The sequence below is a fragment of the Planococcus wigleyi genome, assembly GCF_014836985.1.
In the GTDB taxonomy this organism is placed as follows: domain Bacteria; phylum Bacillota; class Bacilli; order Bacillales_A; family Planococcaceae; genus Planococcus; species Planococcus notacanthi.
Genome location: NZ_JACSPU010000005.1, coordinates 163273 through 178434 on the forward strand (window position 1 = coordinate 163273; position 15162 = coordinate 178434).

The 15162-nt window shown below is 47.3% G+C and carries 14 protein-coding genes; 4 read left to right on the forward strand and 10 right to left on the reverse strand.

Annotation, left to right across the window (positions count from 1 at the left end; genetic code table 11):
• The first annotated feature begins 174 nt into the window (after window positions 1-174).
• From H9630_RS14580 to H9630_RS14595, 4 genes are all read left to right on the forward strand, one after another.
• Entirely contained in the window at window positions 175-2274 is a 2100-nt protein-coding gene (locus H9630_RS14580; protein WP_191716219.1) for an MMPL family transporter, read from the forward strand.
• Between the two features lie 75 nt (window positions 2275-2349).
• Window positions 2350-3021 (forward strand): response regulator transcription factor, encoded by a 672-nt coding sequence (locus tag H9630_RS14585; RefSeq protein ID WP_191716220.1) that lies wholly within the window; start codon window positions 2350-2352, stop codon window positions 3019-3021.
• Window positions 3018-4412, forward strand: coding sequence for a sensor histidine kinase (locus H9630_RS14590; protein ID WP_191716221.1), 1395 nt, complete (start codon window positions 3018-3020; stop codon window positions 4410-4412). The genes H9630_RS14585 and H9630_RS14590 overlap by 4 nt, the downstream gene beginning before the upstream one ends.
• Window positions 4413-4427: 15 nt before the next feature.
• Window positions 4428-4817 (forward strand): hypothetical protein, encoded by a 390-nt coding sequence (locus H9630_RS14595; protein ID WP_191716222.1) that lies wholly within the window; start codon window positions 4428-4430, stop codon window positions 4815-4817.
• A gap of 121 nt (window positions 4818-4938) precedes the next feature.
• Here H9630_RS14595 and H9630_RS14600 read toward each other — a convergent pair whose 3' ends face one another.
• The 10 genes from H9630_RS14600 to H9630_RS14645 are packed head-to-tail and all read right to left on the reverse strand — an operon-like array spanning window position 4939 to window position 15063.
• Window positions 4939-6783 (reverse strand): helix-turn-helix domain-containing protein, encoded by a 1845-nt coding sequence (locus H9630_RS14600; protein ID WP_191716223.1) that lies wholly within the window; start codon window positions 6781-6783, stop codon window positions 4939-4941.
• A 15-nt stretch (window positions 6784-6798) separates the two neighbouring features.
• Complete coding sequence (locus H9630_RS14605) at window positions 6799-8271, reverse strand: aldehyde dehydrogenase (RefSeq protein ID WP_191716224.1); 1473 nt, start codon at window positions 8269-8271, stop codon at window positions 6799-6801.
• Complete coding sequence (locus tag H9630_RS14610; protein ID WP_191716225.1) at window positions 8268-8468, reverse strand: 4-oxalocrotonate tautomerase; 201 nt, start codon at window positions 8466-8468, stop codon at window positions 8268-8270. Before H9630_RS14610 ends, H9630_RS14605 begins: the two co-directional genes overlap by 4 nt.
• 5 nt (window positions 8469-8473) lie before the next feature.
• Window positions 8474-9268, reverse strand: a complete 795-nt coding sequence (locus tag H9630_RS14615; RefSeq protein ID WP_191716226.1) for a 2-keto-4-pentenoate hydratase — start codon at window positions 9266-9268, stop codon at window positions 8474-8476.
• Entirely contained in the window at window positions 9265-10059 is a 795-nt protein-coding gene (locus H9630_RS14620) for a 2-keto-4-pentenoate hydratase (RefSeq protein ID WP_191716227.1), read from the reverse strand. The genes H9630_RS14615 and H9630_RS14620 overlap by 4 nt, the downstream gene beginning before the upstream one ends.
• Window positions 10060-10119: 60 nt before the next feature.
• On the reverse strand, window positions 10120-11130 hold the full coding sequence (dmpG, locus tag H9630_RS14625; protein WP_191716228.1) for a 4-hydroxy-2-oxovalerate aldolase: 1011 nt from the start codon (window positions 11128-11130) through the stop codon (window positions 10120-10122).
• A complete protein-coding gene (locus H9630_RS14630; RefSeq protein WP_191716229.1) occupies window positions 11127-12038 on the reverse strand; it encodes an acetaldehyde dehydrogenase (acetylating) in 912 nt (303 codons plus the stop codon). Before H9630_RS14630 ends, dmpG begins: the two co-directional genes overlap by 4 nt.
• A 12-nt stretch (window positions 12039-12050) precedes the next feature.
• Window positions 12051-13055, reverse strand: coding sequence for a catechol 2,3-dioxygenase (locus tag H9630_RS14635; protein ID WP_191716230.1), 1005 nt, complete (start codon window positions 13053-13055; stop codon window positions 12051-12053).
• A gap of 19 nt (window positions 13056-13074) precedes the next feature.
• The gene (locus H9630_RS14640) at window positions 13075-13551 is read right to left on the reverse strand and encodes a flavin reductase family protein (RefSeq protein WP_191716231.1); all 477 of its coding nucleotides are present in this window, start codon (window positions 13549-13551) and stop codon (window positions 13075-13077) included.
• Window positions 13552-13563: 12 nt separating this feature from the next.
• Window positions 13564-15063, reverse strand: coding sequence for a 4-hydroxyphenylacetate 3-hydroxylase family protein (locus H9630_RS14645; RefSeq protein WP_191716232.1), 1500 nt, complete (start codon window positions 15061-15063; stop codon window positions 13564-13566).
• Window positions 15064-15162: the final 99 nt, after the last annotated feature.

Consider the following 15162-nt stretch of genomic DNA (forward strand, 5'->3'; position numbering starts at 1 on the left):
GTAACTTGACTAGTTACTCGCACCGTCTTTTTTTCGTACATGAATGCAATTGTGTGCGTGCCTGGCACACACACAATTCTATTGTTCAAATCTCTGCCATCAAAAATTGATATTCAATTTATATTCATCCTTTATGATAAATCAGAAATGTTATAGAGAGAGGAGAAATAAGCAATGAACAGATTCCTGAATCCAATCACTGATTGGGTATCGACCAAAAAAGGCATGTGGATCACCATCATCGTCTGGCTTGTCCTAATGATTGCACTCAGCATGGGACCGAGACTCAATGATTACAAAGTGGCCAATTTCCAATCACTGCCCGATGATGCACAATCAATTATCGCGGACCAGAAACTGAAAGAATATTTCCCGAACGACCAAGGAACGCCTGGCATTCTCGTTTTCCATAACAGCGAAGGCGATGTCAATCCCGAAACTGTCCAAGAAATTCTGACAGGCATTACAGAGGCAAACATTAAAGGCATCGACTCAATTGTCGACATAAGCCAATTGCCACCTCCTGCTTTGGAAGGTTTTTATTCCGAAGACAATACAACAATGATTATTCCAATGTCACTTGAAGCAGGGCTCGGCAGTGCCGACTTTGCGGAAATCAATGACGAAGCTTCTGAAATCGGCAGCGACATCGCAGCTGATTCCGGTTCGATGGAATTCTACGTTACCGGTCCTGCCGGCATTGCAGGCGATACCGTCAAATTGTTTGAAGAAGCGGATTTTGTGTTGTTGATTGCAACAGTCCTGATCATTCTTGTACTGTTGATCGTCATCTACCGCTCGCCGCTACTCGCATTCATTCCACTTCTGGCGACAGTGATCGTCTATCAGGTGGTTAACCAGACGCTTGCCTTCATGGGCTCTGGCGGATTGGAACTGACCAGCCAAACGACTTCGATCATGAGCATCCTGCTGTTTGCGGCTGTAATCGATTACTCGCTGTTCGTTTTCTCACGCTTCCGTGAGGAATTGAACCATTACGAAAGCAAACACGAAGCCATGAAACATGCCATGCGGGCAACGGGTGAACCGGTGTTCTTCGCTGGCGGTACTGTTCTTGCAGCCATGCTTGTGCTGTTCTTTGCAGACTTCCGTGACTATGCAAATTTTGCACCGATTTTCGGTACGGCTGTTTTCGTTATCATGATTGCTTCGATTACGCTGATTCCGGCTTTATTCACGTTATTCGGCCGCAAAGCATTTTGGCCGAAAGTGCCGAAATATGGCCAATCCTCAGAAGTGAAACACGGAATCTGGGGACCTGTTGCGAAATTCGTCGTCAACAAACCTTTGATTTCCGGCGGACTTGTCGCCGTTCTGATGATTGTTTCAGCATTGAATATTGTGAATCTGGAGTTTGAATTCGATACAGTGAAATCATTCCCGGAAGACATGCCTTCTCGTGTCGGTTATGAAATTGTTGAACAGAAATTCGACAAAGGCGAAATTGCGCCTTCCACCCTATTGGTTGTTGGGGATGAGCCGATTACAGAAGAAGCCGCAGCCGCTCTTTCTGAAGAGCTGACTGCTTATGGCGAAATTGCTTCTGCCCGTTTGTCCGGCCAAACTGATAATGGCGAAGCAGTGAAATACAACATTGCCTTATCGATGAATCCGTATTCGACAGAAGCCCTTGATTTCGTGGAACAACTGCGGAACGACAGCGGCGCTTTGCTTGATCGTGCGTCCATTGACGGAGACACGCATTTCGGCGGCATTACACCGAAACTCGTTGATGAACGGGAAGTCAACAATAGCGATATCTACAAAATTGTTGTACTTGAAACCTTATTGATTTTGGTATTGCTGTTCGTCCTGACCCGCTCTTGGAAAATGCCGATCTATATGATGGCGACGATTTTGCTTTCTTACTTGTCGGCGCTCGGCTTGGGAATTTTCCTGGTCGATGTGTTGTTCGGCTATGAGGCCATCAGTACACGTGTACCGGTATATGCGTTTATCTTCCTGGTAGCACTTGGCATTGACTATAACATTATCCTGGTTTCACGCTTTATCGAAGAACGGAAATCACACAAAGTCAAAAAAGCCCTGGAAATCGCCATCAGCCATACAGGCGGTGTCATCTCTTCTGCCGGCATCATCCTGGCCGCCACTTTTGCCGCATTGACTACTATGCCAATCGCTGATTTGTTCGTATTCGGTTTCATGGTTTCAATCGGAATCTTGATTGATACTTTCCTGGTGCGCGGCATGCTTCTTCCAGCTTTGATATTGTTTTTTGAAAAAGACAAGTAAACCCTGCATAATATAGAGAGTGGAAAGTCCGGCCACCCATGTGCCGGGCTTTCTGATTGAATGGGAGGAATCCGCATGAAAATACTCGTCGTGGACGATGATGTTTATATCCAGCAGCTGGTCGCAATTCACCTCAGCAAAGAAGGCTATACCGTCTTTAAAGCAAATGATGCAGAACAGGCCTTGCTGCTGCTTGAGGACCAACTTGTTGACCTGGCCATCGTCGACGTTATGATGCCGGGCATGGACGGGTTTCAGCTGACCCGTATCCTGACCCAGGACCTCAATATTCCCGTGATTCTCTTGACAGCAAAAGGCCAGCTCGAGGATAAGGAAAAAGGCTTCCTGTCCGGAACCGAGGATTACATGGTCAAGCCTTTCGAACCGAAGGAATTGCTGTTTCGCGTCGCCGTTGTCCTGCGCCGCTCGGAGCGTTCTGTCCAGGAGAATCTGCAGGCCGGAAACCTATCGATCAATCGCCGGAACTTCGAAGTGACCATCGGCAAAGAAACACTGATTTTGCCGCTGAAGGAATTCGAGTTGCTGTCGCTGCTGGTTTCGCGCGTCAATCTGGCCACTCCCCGCGGATTGCTGATGGATTATGTCTGGGGCGAAGAACACGAAGGCAGCGAAATGACTTTGAATACCCACATCAACCGGATCCGGGACCGCCTCAAGCGTTACGGAGCTGATGTTGAAATCCACACATTGCGTGGAATCGGCTATAAGCTGGAGGCTTCAAAATGAAAACTTTGTACCGGCAATTCACTGTCGCTACGCTGTTCATTCTGGCCATCAGCATCCTCATTGGGTTTTCCATCGCCAATATCTTCTATGTGACGGTCACTAAAGATGAAACGATCGAACAAAACGTGGCCATTGCCGAAGAAATTATCAGCACCGTACAAAACGTGCCGTATTCGGATGAAAGTTTCACCAATTACCTGCAGGCAGTCGCAAAGCTCGGCTACCAGATTGCGCTAGTCGACAGTTCCGGAGAGATGCAGTTTTTCGGAAAACCGTTTGACGATACGGCGTTTCCTGAACAGGCCGGTCTTGTTCTGTCGGAAAATGAAGTCTATACGGGACTGGACAATTTCACAGATGACATTTTCATGATCGGCCACTTCACCAATAAACTGCACAATACAGTCGGCGTGCCGTTTGAAAGAAACGGTGAACCTTATGGCCTGTTCATCCGTCCCGATACCAAGCTGGTGTCGACGGATATCCATTCTGTCCTAATCGGCTTTGTAGTGGCAATTGCACTTGTCAGCATCATCGGCATGATTTGGATGGCGCGGCAATTGACGCGGCCGATTGTCCAGCTGACAGAAGCGACCAAACATATTGCCCGCGAGAACTACAGCTTTCCGCTTGATATTCGGCGCAATGATGAAATCGGCCAGCTTTCTGAAAGCTTCAATTTGATGCAGAAACAATTGCAGCACAACGACTTGGCGCGTAAATCGTTCATCAGCAACGTATCACATGATTTCCAATCGCCGTTGATGAACATCCAGGGCTACGCGGATCTGTTGAAGTCACCGGGGCTTTCCGATGAAGATCGCCTTGCCTATACGTCCATCATCGACCAGGAAGCCAAGCGGTTGTCCAGCCTGACACGCCAATTGCTGCTGCTGACATCGCTCGACCAAGGTGCTTATCCGATGAAAACAAAAGAGTTCCAGCTGGATGAACAATTGAGAGGCGTCGTCCGGAAATACCGCTGGCGGCTTGAAGAAGAAGACATCAACCTGTCTTACCAGCTCGCTCCAACACGTTTCCGCGGCGATGCCGAACTGCTTGATAATGTCTGGGACAACTTGTTGACCAACGCCATCAAATACAATAAATCTGGCGGCAGCATCGAAATCATCCTGCAGTCGGACGATACCGGCATCACCGTTACATTTAAAGACAGCGGCCAAGGCATTCCGGAAGACGCCTTGCCCCAGTTGTTCGACCGCTTCTACCGTGTCGATGCCGCACGCAAAAAAGACAGCACCGGACTGGGTCTGTCGATTGTGCACCAAATCGTCACCTTGCACCATGGCACCATTCGGGTTAATAGCCGGCTAGGCACAGGAAGTGAATTTATCCTGTCCTTCCCGCATCCCGTTCCCACACAATACTAAGTTGGAGGTTTTATTATGGAAAAAACTTGGAGTCTTCGTTTAATACGCTTTTCAGCCATTTTTGGCTTGTTCGGCACGTTTCTTGGTTCACAAATGGCTGGAGAAATGGATTACAGCCTGCGTCCAATCCATGCCCACATCTTGCTCGTCGGCTGGCTGTCAGTATTTGCATGGGGCATCTTCTACCGGGTTTATACAATCAAGTTCAAAAAACTTGTCGCCATCCACAGCATACTCGGCATGGTCGGCGCCTTTACATTGACAAGTGGCATGTGGTTGTATAACCTGAATCCATTCAATTGGAATGAAACCTTCGTCATGATCTTTTTCATCGTAGGCGGAAGCTTGCTATTGCTGGCGTTCCTGCTGTTTTTGGTCATTACGTTCTTGACGGAAAAAGAATAGGAAACAAGAAATCCACTGAAGAAAAAGCCAAGCTTTTTCTTCAGTGGATTTTTTCTGAATATATAAGAATAGTTGTTTTGATCATTAAATAGTTCCAACTCTTACCTGAAATAAAGTTTGCCTAAAACTCCCCAATCACCTTCAATGCCTTCAAAGCCAGCAGCAGATCGAATTGCTTTTCGGAATCACGCAGATCCACTTCTATGATTTCACCAATCCGGTTGATGCGGTAGCGCAAGCCGCTCACTGACAATTGCAGCTTAGCAGAAGTAATCTCCAAATTGCCGCCATTCATCAGGAATTCGTAAAGTGTCTGCATATAATCGAGTTGCTGCTCGGAAGTCCCGTAAAGTTCACCTAATTGAAGTTCAGCGATTTTGCGTATCGCTTTTTCTTCCTGCGAATGCACAAGAATGCCAAGAATCCCCAACTCCTTGAAATTCATCGTCGGCTGACAGGTTGTCGTAAACCTGGCTGCTGTCATCGCTTCCTGCATTTGATCGGTCACGCAGCTAAGGTCATTGGACGTAGAACTGACACCGACATGGCATTGGATTTTCGGATAGGCGCGTTTAATGCGCTCATAGAAGAGGGTCGGCCCATTTTCCATCAAGGCATGATCAGCTGACTCCGGAATAAAGCACAGAATCCCGTTTGCCCGCTGAACCTGCAGCACTTCATAGCTGCGCTCCTGGAAAAACTGCACCACTTCCTCATAGATATTTGTGAAAATCGATAAATTGTCCTCTTTATTGAATTCGTTGTAGCCAAGTGCTAAATAAGCGATATGATAATCACCCGACACATCGATATTCAGCAAGTTCAACTCCCGTATAATCTGCTCTTTCGATTCGAAACCATCCGTCAGCATTTTCTCGAACAAAATACCTTTCGTCCGCGCATTGGCTTCCATGATATTTCTATTGTTTAAATGAACCAACGTACTGATCGATGTCAGCCTGCCAAGAATCATCCGGTCTATTTCTTCCTTAGGCTGAACGCCCGGCCCATAGATAAATGAACAATAGCCGGCAATCTGGTTTTGTATATATATTGGAGCCGTTAACCGGCTAGTATCTTCGAATTGAAATAAATCTGTTTTGTGAATCGGCCATTCCTTCAAACGCCGGTGAAAAGGTACCTGCAGGACAGTTGCCTCTTCCAGGGTGATGTTTTCATATTCCGTGATTTGGCCTTTCTGGTTCTCAATGATGATGGGGTGTGAAATGTATTTTTTTAAAATACTTAACAGGTTTTCTAAACTATTCGACCGAATAAGCTCATCTGTCAGTTCGTTATGAATATCAATAACCATCTGCAGGCGGTTACGTTCTTCTTCAAGCCTAGTATAAGGAAGAATCTCTTCTTCAATATCCGCGCCCATTAAGTGTTCATATTCTTTCGGATCCCAGTGCTCGAGCAATTTCCCTTCCCAGTGGCAGGCGGCATCTCCACTTGCTTGACAGGCATGCTCTTTAAAAAATACATCTTTGTCTACCAGTGTAGAGATATAACCGCTGGCAAACCCACAAAGCATATAGCACGTAGGTTTTACAGCGGTTGTATCTTCTTTTATATACTGGTCTGCTTCGAAAGAATCGGTCCATCGGCCTTTGAACAGGACAGAAACCACTTCATTCCCAACAATTTCAACCTTCTTGACGTCAATAAATACATTTGCCTGTCCCAACGCTTCATGCAGTTCAGCCCCTTGAAGCATTTGAGAAATCAAGTCCAAATCCTCTCGTCGGCTGACAGTCTGCGCCACTTCGACACCCTGTGACCAGCCAAACTGAAAGAAGTTCTTTTTAACGGTTGCTATGCCAAGCATTTTAACCAATTGCTTTTGCCAAGCTGAAAAAGCTGACAGCGGCAATGCTACTGAATCACGTTTTTGAAGTCTCTGAGATTGTTCACTCCCCATCGTTCTCAACGGTTCGCGGTTAGAAGTCAGTTCTTGTCCCATTCACTTTTCCACCCTTCAGTTTAAAGCAATGCAGATGTTTTTCGCTTCCGTGAAGAAATCCAGACTGTGTTGTCCACCCTCGCGACCAATTCCACTCTTTTTGAAACCACCGAATGGCGCACGCAAATCACGTACAAACCAGCAGTTGACCCAGATTGTGCCTGCTCTTACGCCATGGGAGATGCGGTGAGCCCGTTTCAAGTTCTCTGTCCAGATCACGCCGTTCAATCCATAATCTGTATCGTTCGCAATCCGCAATGCTTCTTCTTCCGTATCGAACGGAATAATCGTTACAATCGGACCAAAAATTTCTTCCTGGCAAATGCGGGCCTTAGGATCTTCGTGCAAATAAACCGTCGGTTGAAGGTAATAACCTTCTTTTAAATGGGATGCCAGTTCGGGTGTGCCGCCTCCCGTGATCAAAGTGGCCCCTTCTTCTTTGGCGATTTCCAAATAGGATTTCACTTTATTGAAATGCTCTTCACTGACAAGCGGTCCCATTTTCGTTTCGGCTGCCTGCGGATCTCCTACTACTAATGCTTCTGCTGCAGCTTTGTATTTTTCGATGAATGTATCTAATATTGAACGCTGTACCAGAATCCGTGAACCCGCAAGACATACTTGTCCGGAATTCAGGAAAGCGGCTTGAATCGAAACTGGAATCGCTTTATCCAAATCTGCGTCTTCAAAGATAATATTAGCCGCTTTGCCGCCAAGTTCAAAGGCAAACTTTTTCAACGTATCGGCACCATTGCGCATTATCGCTTTTCCAGTCGCTGTTGAGCCGGTGAATGAAATCAAATCGACATCGGTATTTTTGGTAATCGCCGTTCCGACAACACTGCCTTTACCGTGGACAATATTGACGACACCATCTGGAATGCCTGCTTGTTTTGCAATTTCGCCCAGTAAAGAAACCGACAAGGGCGTCATTTCAGCAGGCTTGATGATGGCTGTATTTCCAGCTGCCAAACAAGGACCAAGTTTCCAAGTCGTCAGCATAAAAGGAGCGTTCCACGGCGTGATCAGTCCTGCAACCCCTACCGGCTCATGGCGCGTGTAGTTGATGTACGCCTCTTCCATCGGATAGGTTTCCCCGCCTTGCTGTTCCACAAAATCCGCGAAAAATTTCAAGTTATGCGCTGCACGCGGAACTTCCGCTGCAAATGCATGGCTGTATGGTTTTCCGACATCCAATGCTTCCAGACGCGCAATTTCTTCTTTGCGTTCCAAAATAATATCTGCCATGCGACGGATTTTCGCACAACGTTCCGCTACAGTCATCGTACGCCAAGGGCCGTTTTCAAATGCTTCCCGTGCAGCCGCACATACTTTTGCTACGTCCTGTTCCGTCGCTTCTGCAACAACGGCGATCACTTCCTGTGTCGCTGGGTTTTTGACTTTGAATGTCTGCTGGTCAGATGAAGCCTCATAATTCCCGTTGATGAAATGCTGAACTTCCCTTACTGTTGTTTCGACTGTAGTCATCGCGATTCCTCTTTTCTTTTTGAAATAGACTGGCCTGCAATTCCCCAATGTGTTTTTGGCACTTCTGTGATCAATACCCGGACATTTTCCTTTGGAGCATCCAAAACTTCTGATACGGTCGTCGTAAGACCAGAAATCAGCTGTTCCACCTTCTCAGGTTCCCGTCCTTCAGCAATCGTGACTTGGATAAATGGCATAGTTTTCACTCTCCCGCCTTGAAATTGACATTAATGGTTCCGAAGCCGTCAAATGCAGCTGAGAAATGATCCCCCGGTTCGATGTGGACCGCCTGTGTGATGGCCCCACTCAAAACAACTTGGCCTTTTTTGATGAATTGGCCGCGTTTGGCAATTTTATTGGCCATCCAGGCGATGGCACTTGCCGGGTTGCCCATGACGGCAGCCAGTGTGCTGGTTGCCATGACTTCCCCATTTTTCCGGAAGACGATTCCAGTCAGGCTCATATCTACAGCATCCGGTGGCAGCATCTGATTGCCGAGTATGTAGCGGCAGGAAGATGAATTATCCGCCACTGCATCAAGAAGGGTGAATTTAAATGCTTCAAAGCGGCTATCGATCACTTCAAATGCCGGCAGCACATAGGCCGTCGATTGAATGATTTGAGCTGCGGTTATATGAGGGCCTTGAATATCTTCTTTAAAGATGAAAGCCAGTTCAGGTTCTAACTTGCCGTGGATAAAACGGTCGATCGAATGCGTCTGTCCCTCATCCAGGCTCATGTTTTTCAATAGCACGCCGTATGAAGGTTCATGGACGCCCATCATCTGCTGCTTCGCTTTGCTCGTCAGCCCAAGTTTCCATCCGGAAATCCCGGTCTCTTCTTCGCGGCATTTTTTATCGATCAGGAGCTCCTGGACGTCATAAGCTTTGTCTTCGTCAAAATCCGGAAATTCCGTCGCAAATTGCGGCAAGGTCCGGACATTCTTTTCCGCCTGGAATAAATCTTCTACTGCTTTTTCCAATGATGCTGTTTTCATTTCAAATTGCCTCCATTCGAAAAACTTGCAGATACTGAACCTAAGTGAGCAAATTCAGCAGTAAATGTATCTCCGTCCTCTATCGAAAGAGCGGCTGTAAAAGCACCCGTCAAAATGATTTCACCGGCAAACAATGAAACTTCGTATTCCGACAAGGCATTGGCCAGCCAAGCGATGGCATAAATCGGATTGCCGAGTACAGCAGCTCCGGTAGCCGATTCAAGGTATTTCCCATTCTGGTAAAGGTTCATTCCCAAACAGCTGAGGTCCAACCCTTCGAGTTTTGTCGGTTTTGTCCCCATCACCACCAGAGCTGAAGAGCCGTTATCTGAAACCGTGTCTTCAAAACGGATTTTCCAGTCCTCAATGCGGCTGTCGATGATTTCGATGGCAGGCACGATGTAATCCGTCGCTTCGATAACATCCAGTGCTGTGATATTCGGACCAACAAGATCTTTTTTCAGGACAAAAGCGATTTCACATTCCACTTTTGGCTGCAACAAGCTTTCGAGCGGTACCGTGTCCCCATCCGCGTACATCATCGTGTCGAATAGATGGCCATAATCCGGCTGATTGACACCGAACATGGATTGGATCGCCTTGCTCGTGGCACCGATTTTCTTTCCGACGACACGTGCGCCCTGCGCTTTTTTCTGTTCTACATAATTCAGTTGAATCTGATAGGCATCCGGCAAGGAAATCGCCGGAAATCGTTCAGTGAATGGTGCAATGGGCGTTTTTGTTCGTTCGGCTCTGATTAATTCATTTGCAAGCTGTTCAACAACAACCATATCTGCACTCCTTTCTTCTAGGGAAAAAGCCGTCAACGAAAACTCATCAACGGCGCTTTTTCATTTAACTAATTCTTTTTGCTGCAATTCAAGCGCTACATCCAAAATCCAGTCTTCCTGGCCAGCAACTGCACCGCGGCGTCCCAACTCTTCAATGATTGCTACTGGATTGATATTGAAATGGGCAGCTGCTTCTCGCACATGAAGCAGGAAGCTGTTGTAGACTCCAGCATAGCCTGACGCCAGGTTATCCCGATCGATGACGTTCGGATATTGAAATACGGGTGCAACTAGCTCTTCTGCTGTATCCATCAGAATCGTCAAGTTGATGCCTGTATCGATTTTCATTTTATTCAATACCGCGACCAATACTTCAGTCGGCGCATTGCCCACGCCGGCGCCAAGCCCGCGCAGTGTTCCATCTATTTGGTCAGCTCCCGCTTCTAATGCAGCAACCGTATTGCCTATAGCCAGCCCTAAGTTATTATGGGCATGGAAGCCAACGTTAATGGACAAAGCATCTTTTAATGCCGAAACCCGTTCACGGACGCTTTCGGGAACCAAGGCTCCTGCGGAATCCACCACGTAGACACAGTCTGCGCCATAGCTTTCCATCAGTTTTGCCTGCTTAGCCAATGCTTCGGGCGGTTGGGTATGGCTCATCATCAGAAATCCGACCGTGCCAAGCCCGCTCTTTTTCGCTTGTTCAAAATATTGTTGGGAAACATCCGCTTCTGTGCAATGCACAGCGACACGCAAAATATCAACTCCGTATTCAGCGGCTTTTAGGATTTCCGGACGCGTGCCAATGCCCGGTACAAATAGCGATGCAACCTTCGAACCCTTCTTATTGGCGACTGCCTGTTCTATCAACAGCCATTCGTCATGAGTCGAGAATCCCTGCTGGATCGTAGAACCTCCAAGACCTGAGCCATGGCTGACTTCAATGACAGGCACCTTGGCTTCTGCCAAACGGTTGACGATTTGGCCTACAAACTCCGGAGTAAAGGAATGGCTGACTGCATGGGAGCCGTCCCGTAATGTTGTGTCAGTTACGATTGGCGTCTTCATGCAATCACGCCTCCTTTCTTCAATAAATGGCTGGCAAACTGTTCCCCGACCTGCTGGGCTGCTGCCGTCATGATATCCAGATTCCCCGCATAGTTCGGGAAGAAATCGCCGGCACCTTCTACTTCATTCATGATAATGACAGTTGGCAGTTCGCCCCATGGCGTGTGGCGGACGTCGATATACGGTTTTCCTTTCAACCGGTATCCCGGTACATAACGCTGGACTTCAGCAACGACTTCATTAATCGAAGCAACCACTGCCGCTTCGTCTGTTTCTTCCTGAAGCACTGCATAGACCGTATTATTCATCATGATCGGCGGTTCCGCAGAGTTAATGACCGGTATGGCACGCGCTGTTTCCGCTCCACCGATTTTCTGGCAGGCATTGGCCGTAGTCATCGTAAATTCATCAAGATTCTGTCGGGTTCCCGGGCCAACGGAAACACTGGAAATCGTTGCGATGATTTCGCTGTATTTTACAGGCGCTATCCGGTTTACCGCACAGACGAGCGGCGTTGTCGCCTGGCCGCTGCAGGAAATCATATTGACATTATCCAGCTCCAAATGGTCTCCGAGATTGATTGCTGGAACCACATATGGTCCGACTGCTGCCGGCGTCAAGTCGACAGCGATGATGCCAGCTTCTTTCAATCGCGGCGCATGGGCTATGTGAGCCTTTGCACTGGTGGCATCAAAAACGATGCGGATGCCTTCAGTATTCAGAACACCTTCTATGCCTTCGGCAGTCGTTGGGATATTAAGCTCTTCCGCACGCTTCAAGCCTTCTGATTCCGGATCGATACCGGCCATTAAAGCCAATTCCATCGCACCGTCCGTCTTGAGGATTTTATACATCAAATCTGTTCCGATATTCCCTGATCCCAATATGGCTACTTTGATTTTATCCATGAGTACCTCCTATTATTCAGCGGCTACTTTTACTGGAACGGTTGCTGGTGCGGGCGTGCCATAATTCCAGAACGAATCCGGGAATACCGCGCCAATCCACGTATCACCGTTGCCGGGAACGTCTTCCATTTCCCAAGTAAGTGTTTTCCAATCCGGATCAAAAATTAAATAACCGGCATCTCCGAACAATTCGACGCGATTTCCGCTTGGCTCGTAAACGTACATACAGAAAGCCTGGCTGACGCCGTGTTTATTCGGCGGAATTTCAATAAAGTAATCATGGTCCTTAAGCAGATCCGCTACATCGTAAAGATTTTGGGGAATGCCGTACCAATAGCAGACATGATGCAATTTCCCTTTGGCTCCAGTCGGCTCTTGCATAAAGGCGATTTCATGCACCAGGTTGGAAACGCTGTTCCACGTGCCGATAACGTGGTCATTGTCCACAATCTGTTCACGGACCTTAAAGCCAAGTGTTTCCGCCATGAAGTTCGTGTCCGCTGCTGGATTGCTCGACATCAAGTTGATGTGGTCCAAGCGGCGTACAGGAACACCGTGTTTTGGCCGTTTCTGGCTTCTCGACATCAGTTTCGAATGCTTGTCCTCATGGCAATCGTAGTATTCGACTTCCCAGAAAACCTCCATTTTGTGGCCATCTGGTGTTGTAAACTGATAGGCTGGGCCGTGGCCATATTCTTCATTTGCCCACCCAATGCCTTGTCCGCTTTCCTCTAACGCTTTGACGCGGCGTTCCAAAGCCTGCGGTGAAGTTGTGCGCCAAGCTACGTGGCCAAGACCCGCTTCTTCTCCTTCCGTGACAATTAAGGAATATTTATAATTGTCTTCATAGGCTCTTAAATACGTTTTATGCGCTACTTGATCTACTATTTCCATCCCGAGCATATCTGTGTAAAATGCAACCGTTTCTTTTGGTGTCGGCGATAGCACTTCCACATGGGCAATCTGTGCAACATCAAAAATGGGTTCTTTAAACTGGTTTGTCAATTCGCTTGTCATCTTTATTTCCTCCCTTTTTTTAAAGGACCGCGTATTGCGGATCCAGTTCTGCATATTTGCCGCATGTAAACAGTAAGGGCTCACCGTCTTGTGTCACCATTTTTTCGACTTTGCCGATAAAGATGGTATGGTCACCCGCTAAAATTTCCTGTTCGACTTCGCAAACAATCTGGACGAGTGCATCCTTGATCATCGGAAAGCCAGTAGCTACATCAAACCGGAAGGCTTCATCACTTGGAATTTGCCCTGCAAACTGTTTCGAAATATCCAATTGATCTTTAGATAAGACATTGACGCCGAAGCGACCGCTCGCTTTGATCAATTGGAGCGTCTGTGCTTTTTCGCCGATGGAGACGGCAACCAGTGCCGGATCAAGAGAAATCGACATGAAGCCATTGGCTGTCATTCCGTGGAAGACACCTTCCACGTCTGTTGAAATCACGGTTACCCCGGTTGCGAATTTGCCCATTGCGTTACGGAATTCTCGACTATCCATTAAGACCCCTCCTCAAGTTGTAGGAACTTTTTCTTTCCAAACGGCATTCGTCCAACCGTTCAAGTCATAATCGCTCATTGCTTCATCCACCAATGCTTTAAACGAGTCCGCGTTGCCTGAACCGAACGAGTGGTACATGGCTTCCAGGCGAATATTCTCATGATTTCCTGCATAGTTCACTTCATATAATTCATGGCGTCCGCCGAACTCACTGCCTATTGAATCCCAGACCATTTTCAATAATTTGACGCGATCTTCAGCTGTAATCCCGGTGCCTTTGTAGTATTGATCCAAATAAGGACGAATCTCCGGGTTCAGGAAATCTGCAGCACTTGATGGCAGCTGAATCAAACCGCCGGCAACCACCTGTTCGAAAATCTTTTTGACTTTGGTCCATACTTCCGGTGCGAGTACACGGTAAGCGCTGGCAGCCACGCCGTTTGGAATGGCGACACCGTTGCGCCCAATATCCGGATTCATTGCCATTGAGTCCGACAAGCTCCAAATCATGTTGCGCAAAGCGACGACTTCTCCGATATTTGCTTGTACACCACGGAACTGATGCGTTCCTGATGCTTCAGTCGCTTTCATCAACAGACCTGTCATGAAATCGAGCTTGACCCCTAAGCGGGCACAGCCATGGAAACTGAAACGGTTAACGAAATGCGTTTCAGCGACAAAGCTATTGGATACTTCAACGTTGTTATACGCCAGGATGTTTTCCCATGGAATGAATACATTGTCCAAAACAATGACTGCATCGTTTTCATCAAATCGGCTGGATAATGGATAATCAAACGGTGTACCATTAGTTTTAGCCTGCAGTTCGTAAGATTGACGGCTGATCATCTTCAAGCCCGGTGCATTCATCGGTACCAGGAAAATCAACGCATGGCTGATGTCTCCGCCTCCAAGTTCTTTCGGGCCGTAGTTGGCCACGAAGTTGTAATTTGTCAAAGCCGCTGCTGTCCCCACCATTTTGGCACCGCTTACAACAATCCCGTCTTCACGTTCTTCAACTGCCCGAACGAACACTTCCTTGTTTTCATGCAATGATTTGGAGCGGTCCATCTGCGGATTGATGACTGTGTGATTGACGAAAGGCAGCTCTTTTGAAGCTTTTTTGTACCAGGCCTTAGCGTTTTCTTCATAACCTACATAAAAATCCGAATAGGCCTCAAGATGGCCCAGAAAGGAGGCCTTGTAATCCGGCGTTCTTCCCATAAAACCAAAATTCAGTTTCGACCATTCAACAATGGCATCCCGGGCACCGACCAGATCTTCTGCTGTACGTGGAGTCTTAAAGAATTTGTGTGTGCGGTCGCCGTGTTCAGTAATCGTTGTCAGCACATCCTGTTTCTCAGGATCGTGCAACGCATCGTACATCCGTGCATATGACAAAGCTGAGTTCCGATAAGCTGGATGAGTTGTTACATCATCAATCTTTTCTCCATTGAGGTACACCACACGCCCATCACGCAAACTTTCAAGATATTGTTCTCCCGTTAACATACAATCACTCCAATTCATTTTTGGGTTCTTAATGTAGGCCATACATTTGTTCAAACTATACAACTGAATGTAAACGCTATCAATGACACCAACTGCTGA

What these genes read in the sequence shown, in the direction of transcription:
- dmpG (WP_191716228.1), bottom strand. Translation starts at nt 11,130, where the DNA reads ATGAAGACGCCAATCGTAACTGACACAACATTACGGGACGGCTCCCAT.
- H9630_RS14585 (WP_191716220.1), top strand. Translation starts at nt 2,350, where the DNA reads ATGAAAATACTCGTCGTGGACGATGATGTTTATATCCAGCAGCTGGTC.
- H9630_RS14610 (WP_191716225.1), bottom strand. Translation starts at nt 8,468, where the DNA reads ATGCCATTTATCCAAGTCACGATTGCTGAAGGACGGGAACCTGAGAAG.
- H9630_RS14600 (WP_191716223.1), bottom strand. Translation starts at nt 6,783, where the DNA reads ATGGGACAAGAACTGACTTCTAACCGCGAACCGTTGAGAACGATGGGG.
- H9630_RS14615 (WP_191716226.1), bottom strand. Translation starts at nt 9,268, where the DNA reads ATGAAAACAGCATCATTGGAAAAAGCAGTAGAAGATTTATTCCAGGCG.
- H9630_RS14640 (WP_191716231.1), bottom strand. Translation starts at nt 13,551, where the DNA reads ATGGATAGTCGAGAATTCCGTAACGCAATGGGCAAATTCGCAACCGGG.
- H9630_RS14595 (WP_191716222.1), top strand. Translation starts at nt 4,428, where the DNA reads ATGGAAAAAACTTGGAGTCTTCGTTTAATACGCTTTTCAGCCATTTTT.
- H9630_RS14635 (WP_191716230.1), bottom strand. Translation starts at nt 13,055, where the DNA reads ATGACAAGCGAATTGACAAACCAGTTTAAAGAACCCATTTTTGATGTT.
- H9630_RS14580 (WP_191716219.1), top strand. Translation starts at nt 175, where the DNA reads ATGAACAGATTCCTGAATCCAATCACTGATTGGGTATCGACCAAAAAA.
- H9630_RS14645 (WP_191716232.1), bottom strand. Translation starts at nt 15,063, where the DNA reads ATGTTAACGGGAGAACAATATCTTGAAAGTTTGCGTGATGGGCGTGTG.
- H9630_RS14590 (WP_191716221.1), top strand. Translation starts at nt 3,018, where the DNA reads ATGAAAACTTTGTACCGGCAATTCACTGTCGCTACGCTGTTCATTCTG.
- H9630_RS14605 (WP_191716224.1), bottom strand. Translation starts at nt 8,271, where the DNA reads ATGACTACAGTCGAAACAACAGTAAGGGAAGTTCAGCATTTCATCAAC.
- H9630_RS14620 (WP_191716227.1), bottom strand. Translation starts at nt 10,059, where the DNA reads ATGGTTGTTGTTGAACAGCTTGCAAATGAATTAATCAGAGCCGAACGA.
- H9630_RS14630 (WP_191716229.1), bottom strand. Translation starts at nt 12,038, where the DNA reads ATGGATAAAATCAAAGTAGCCATATTGGGATCAGGGAATATCGGAACA.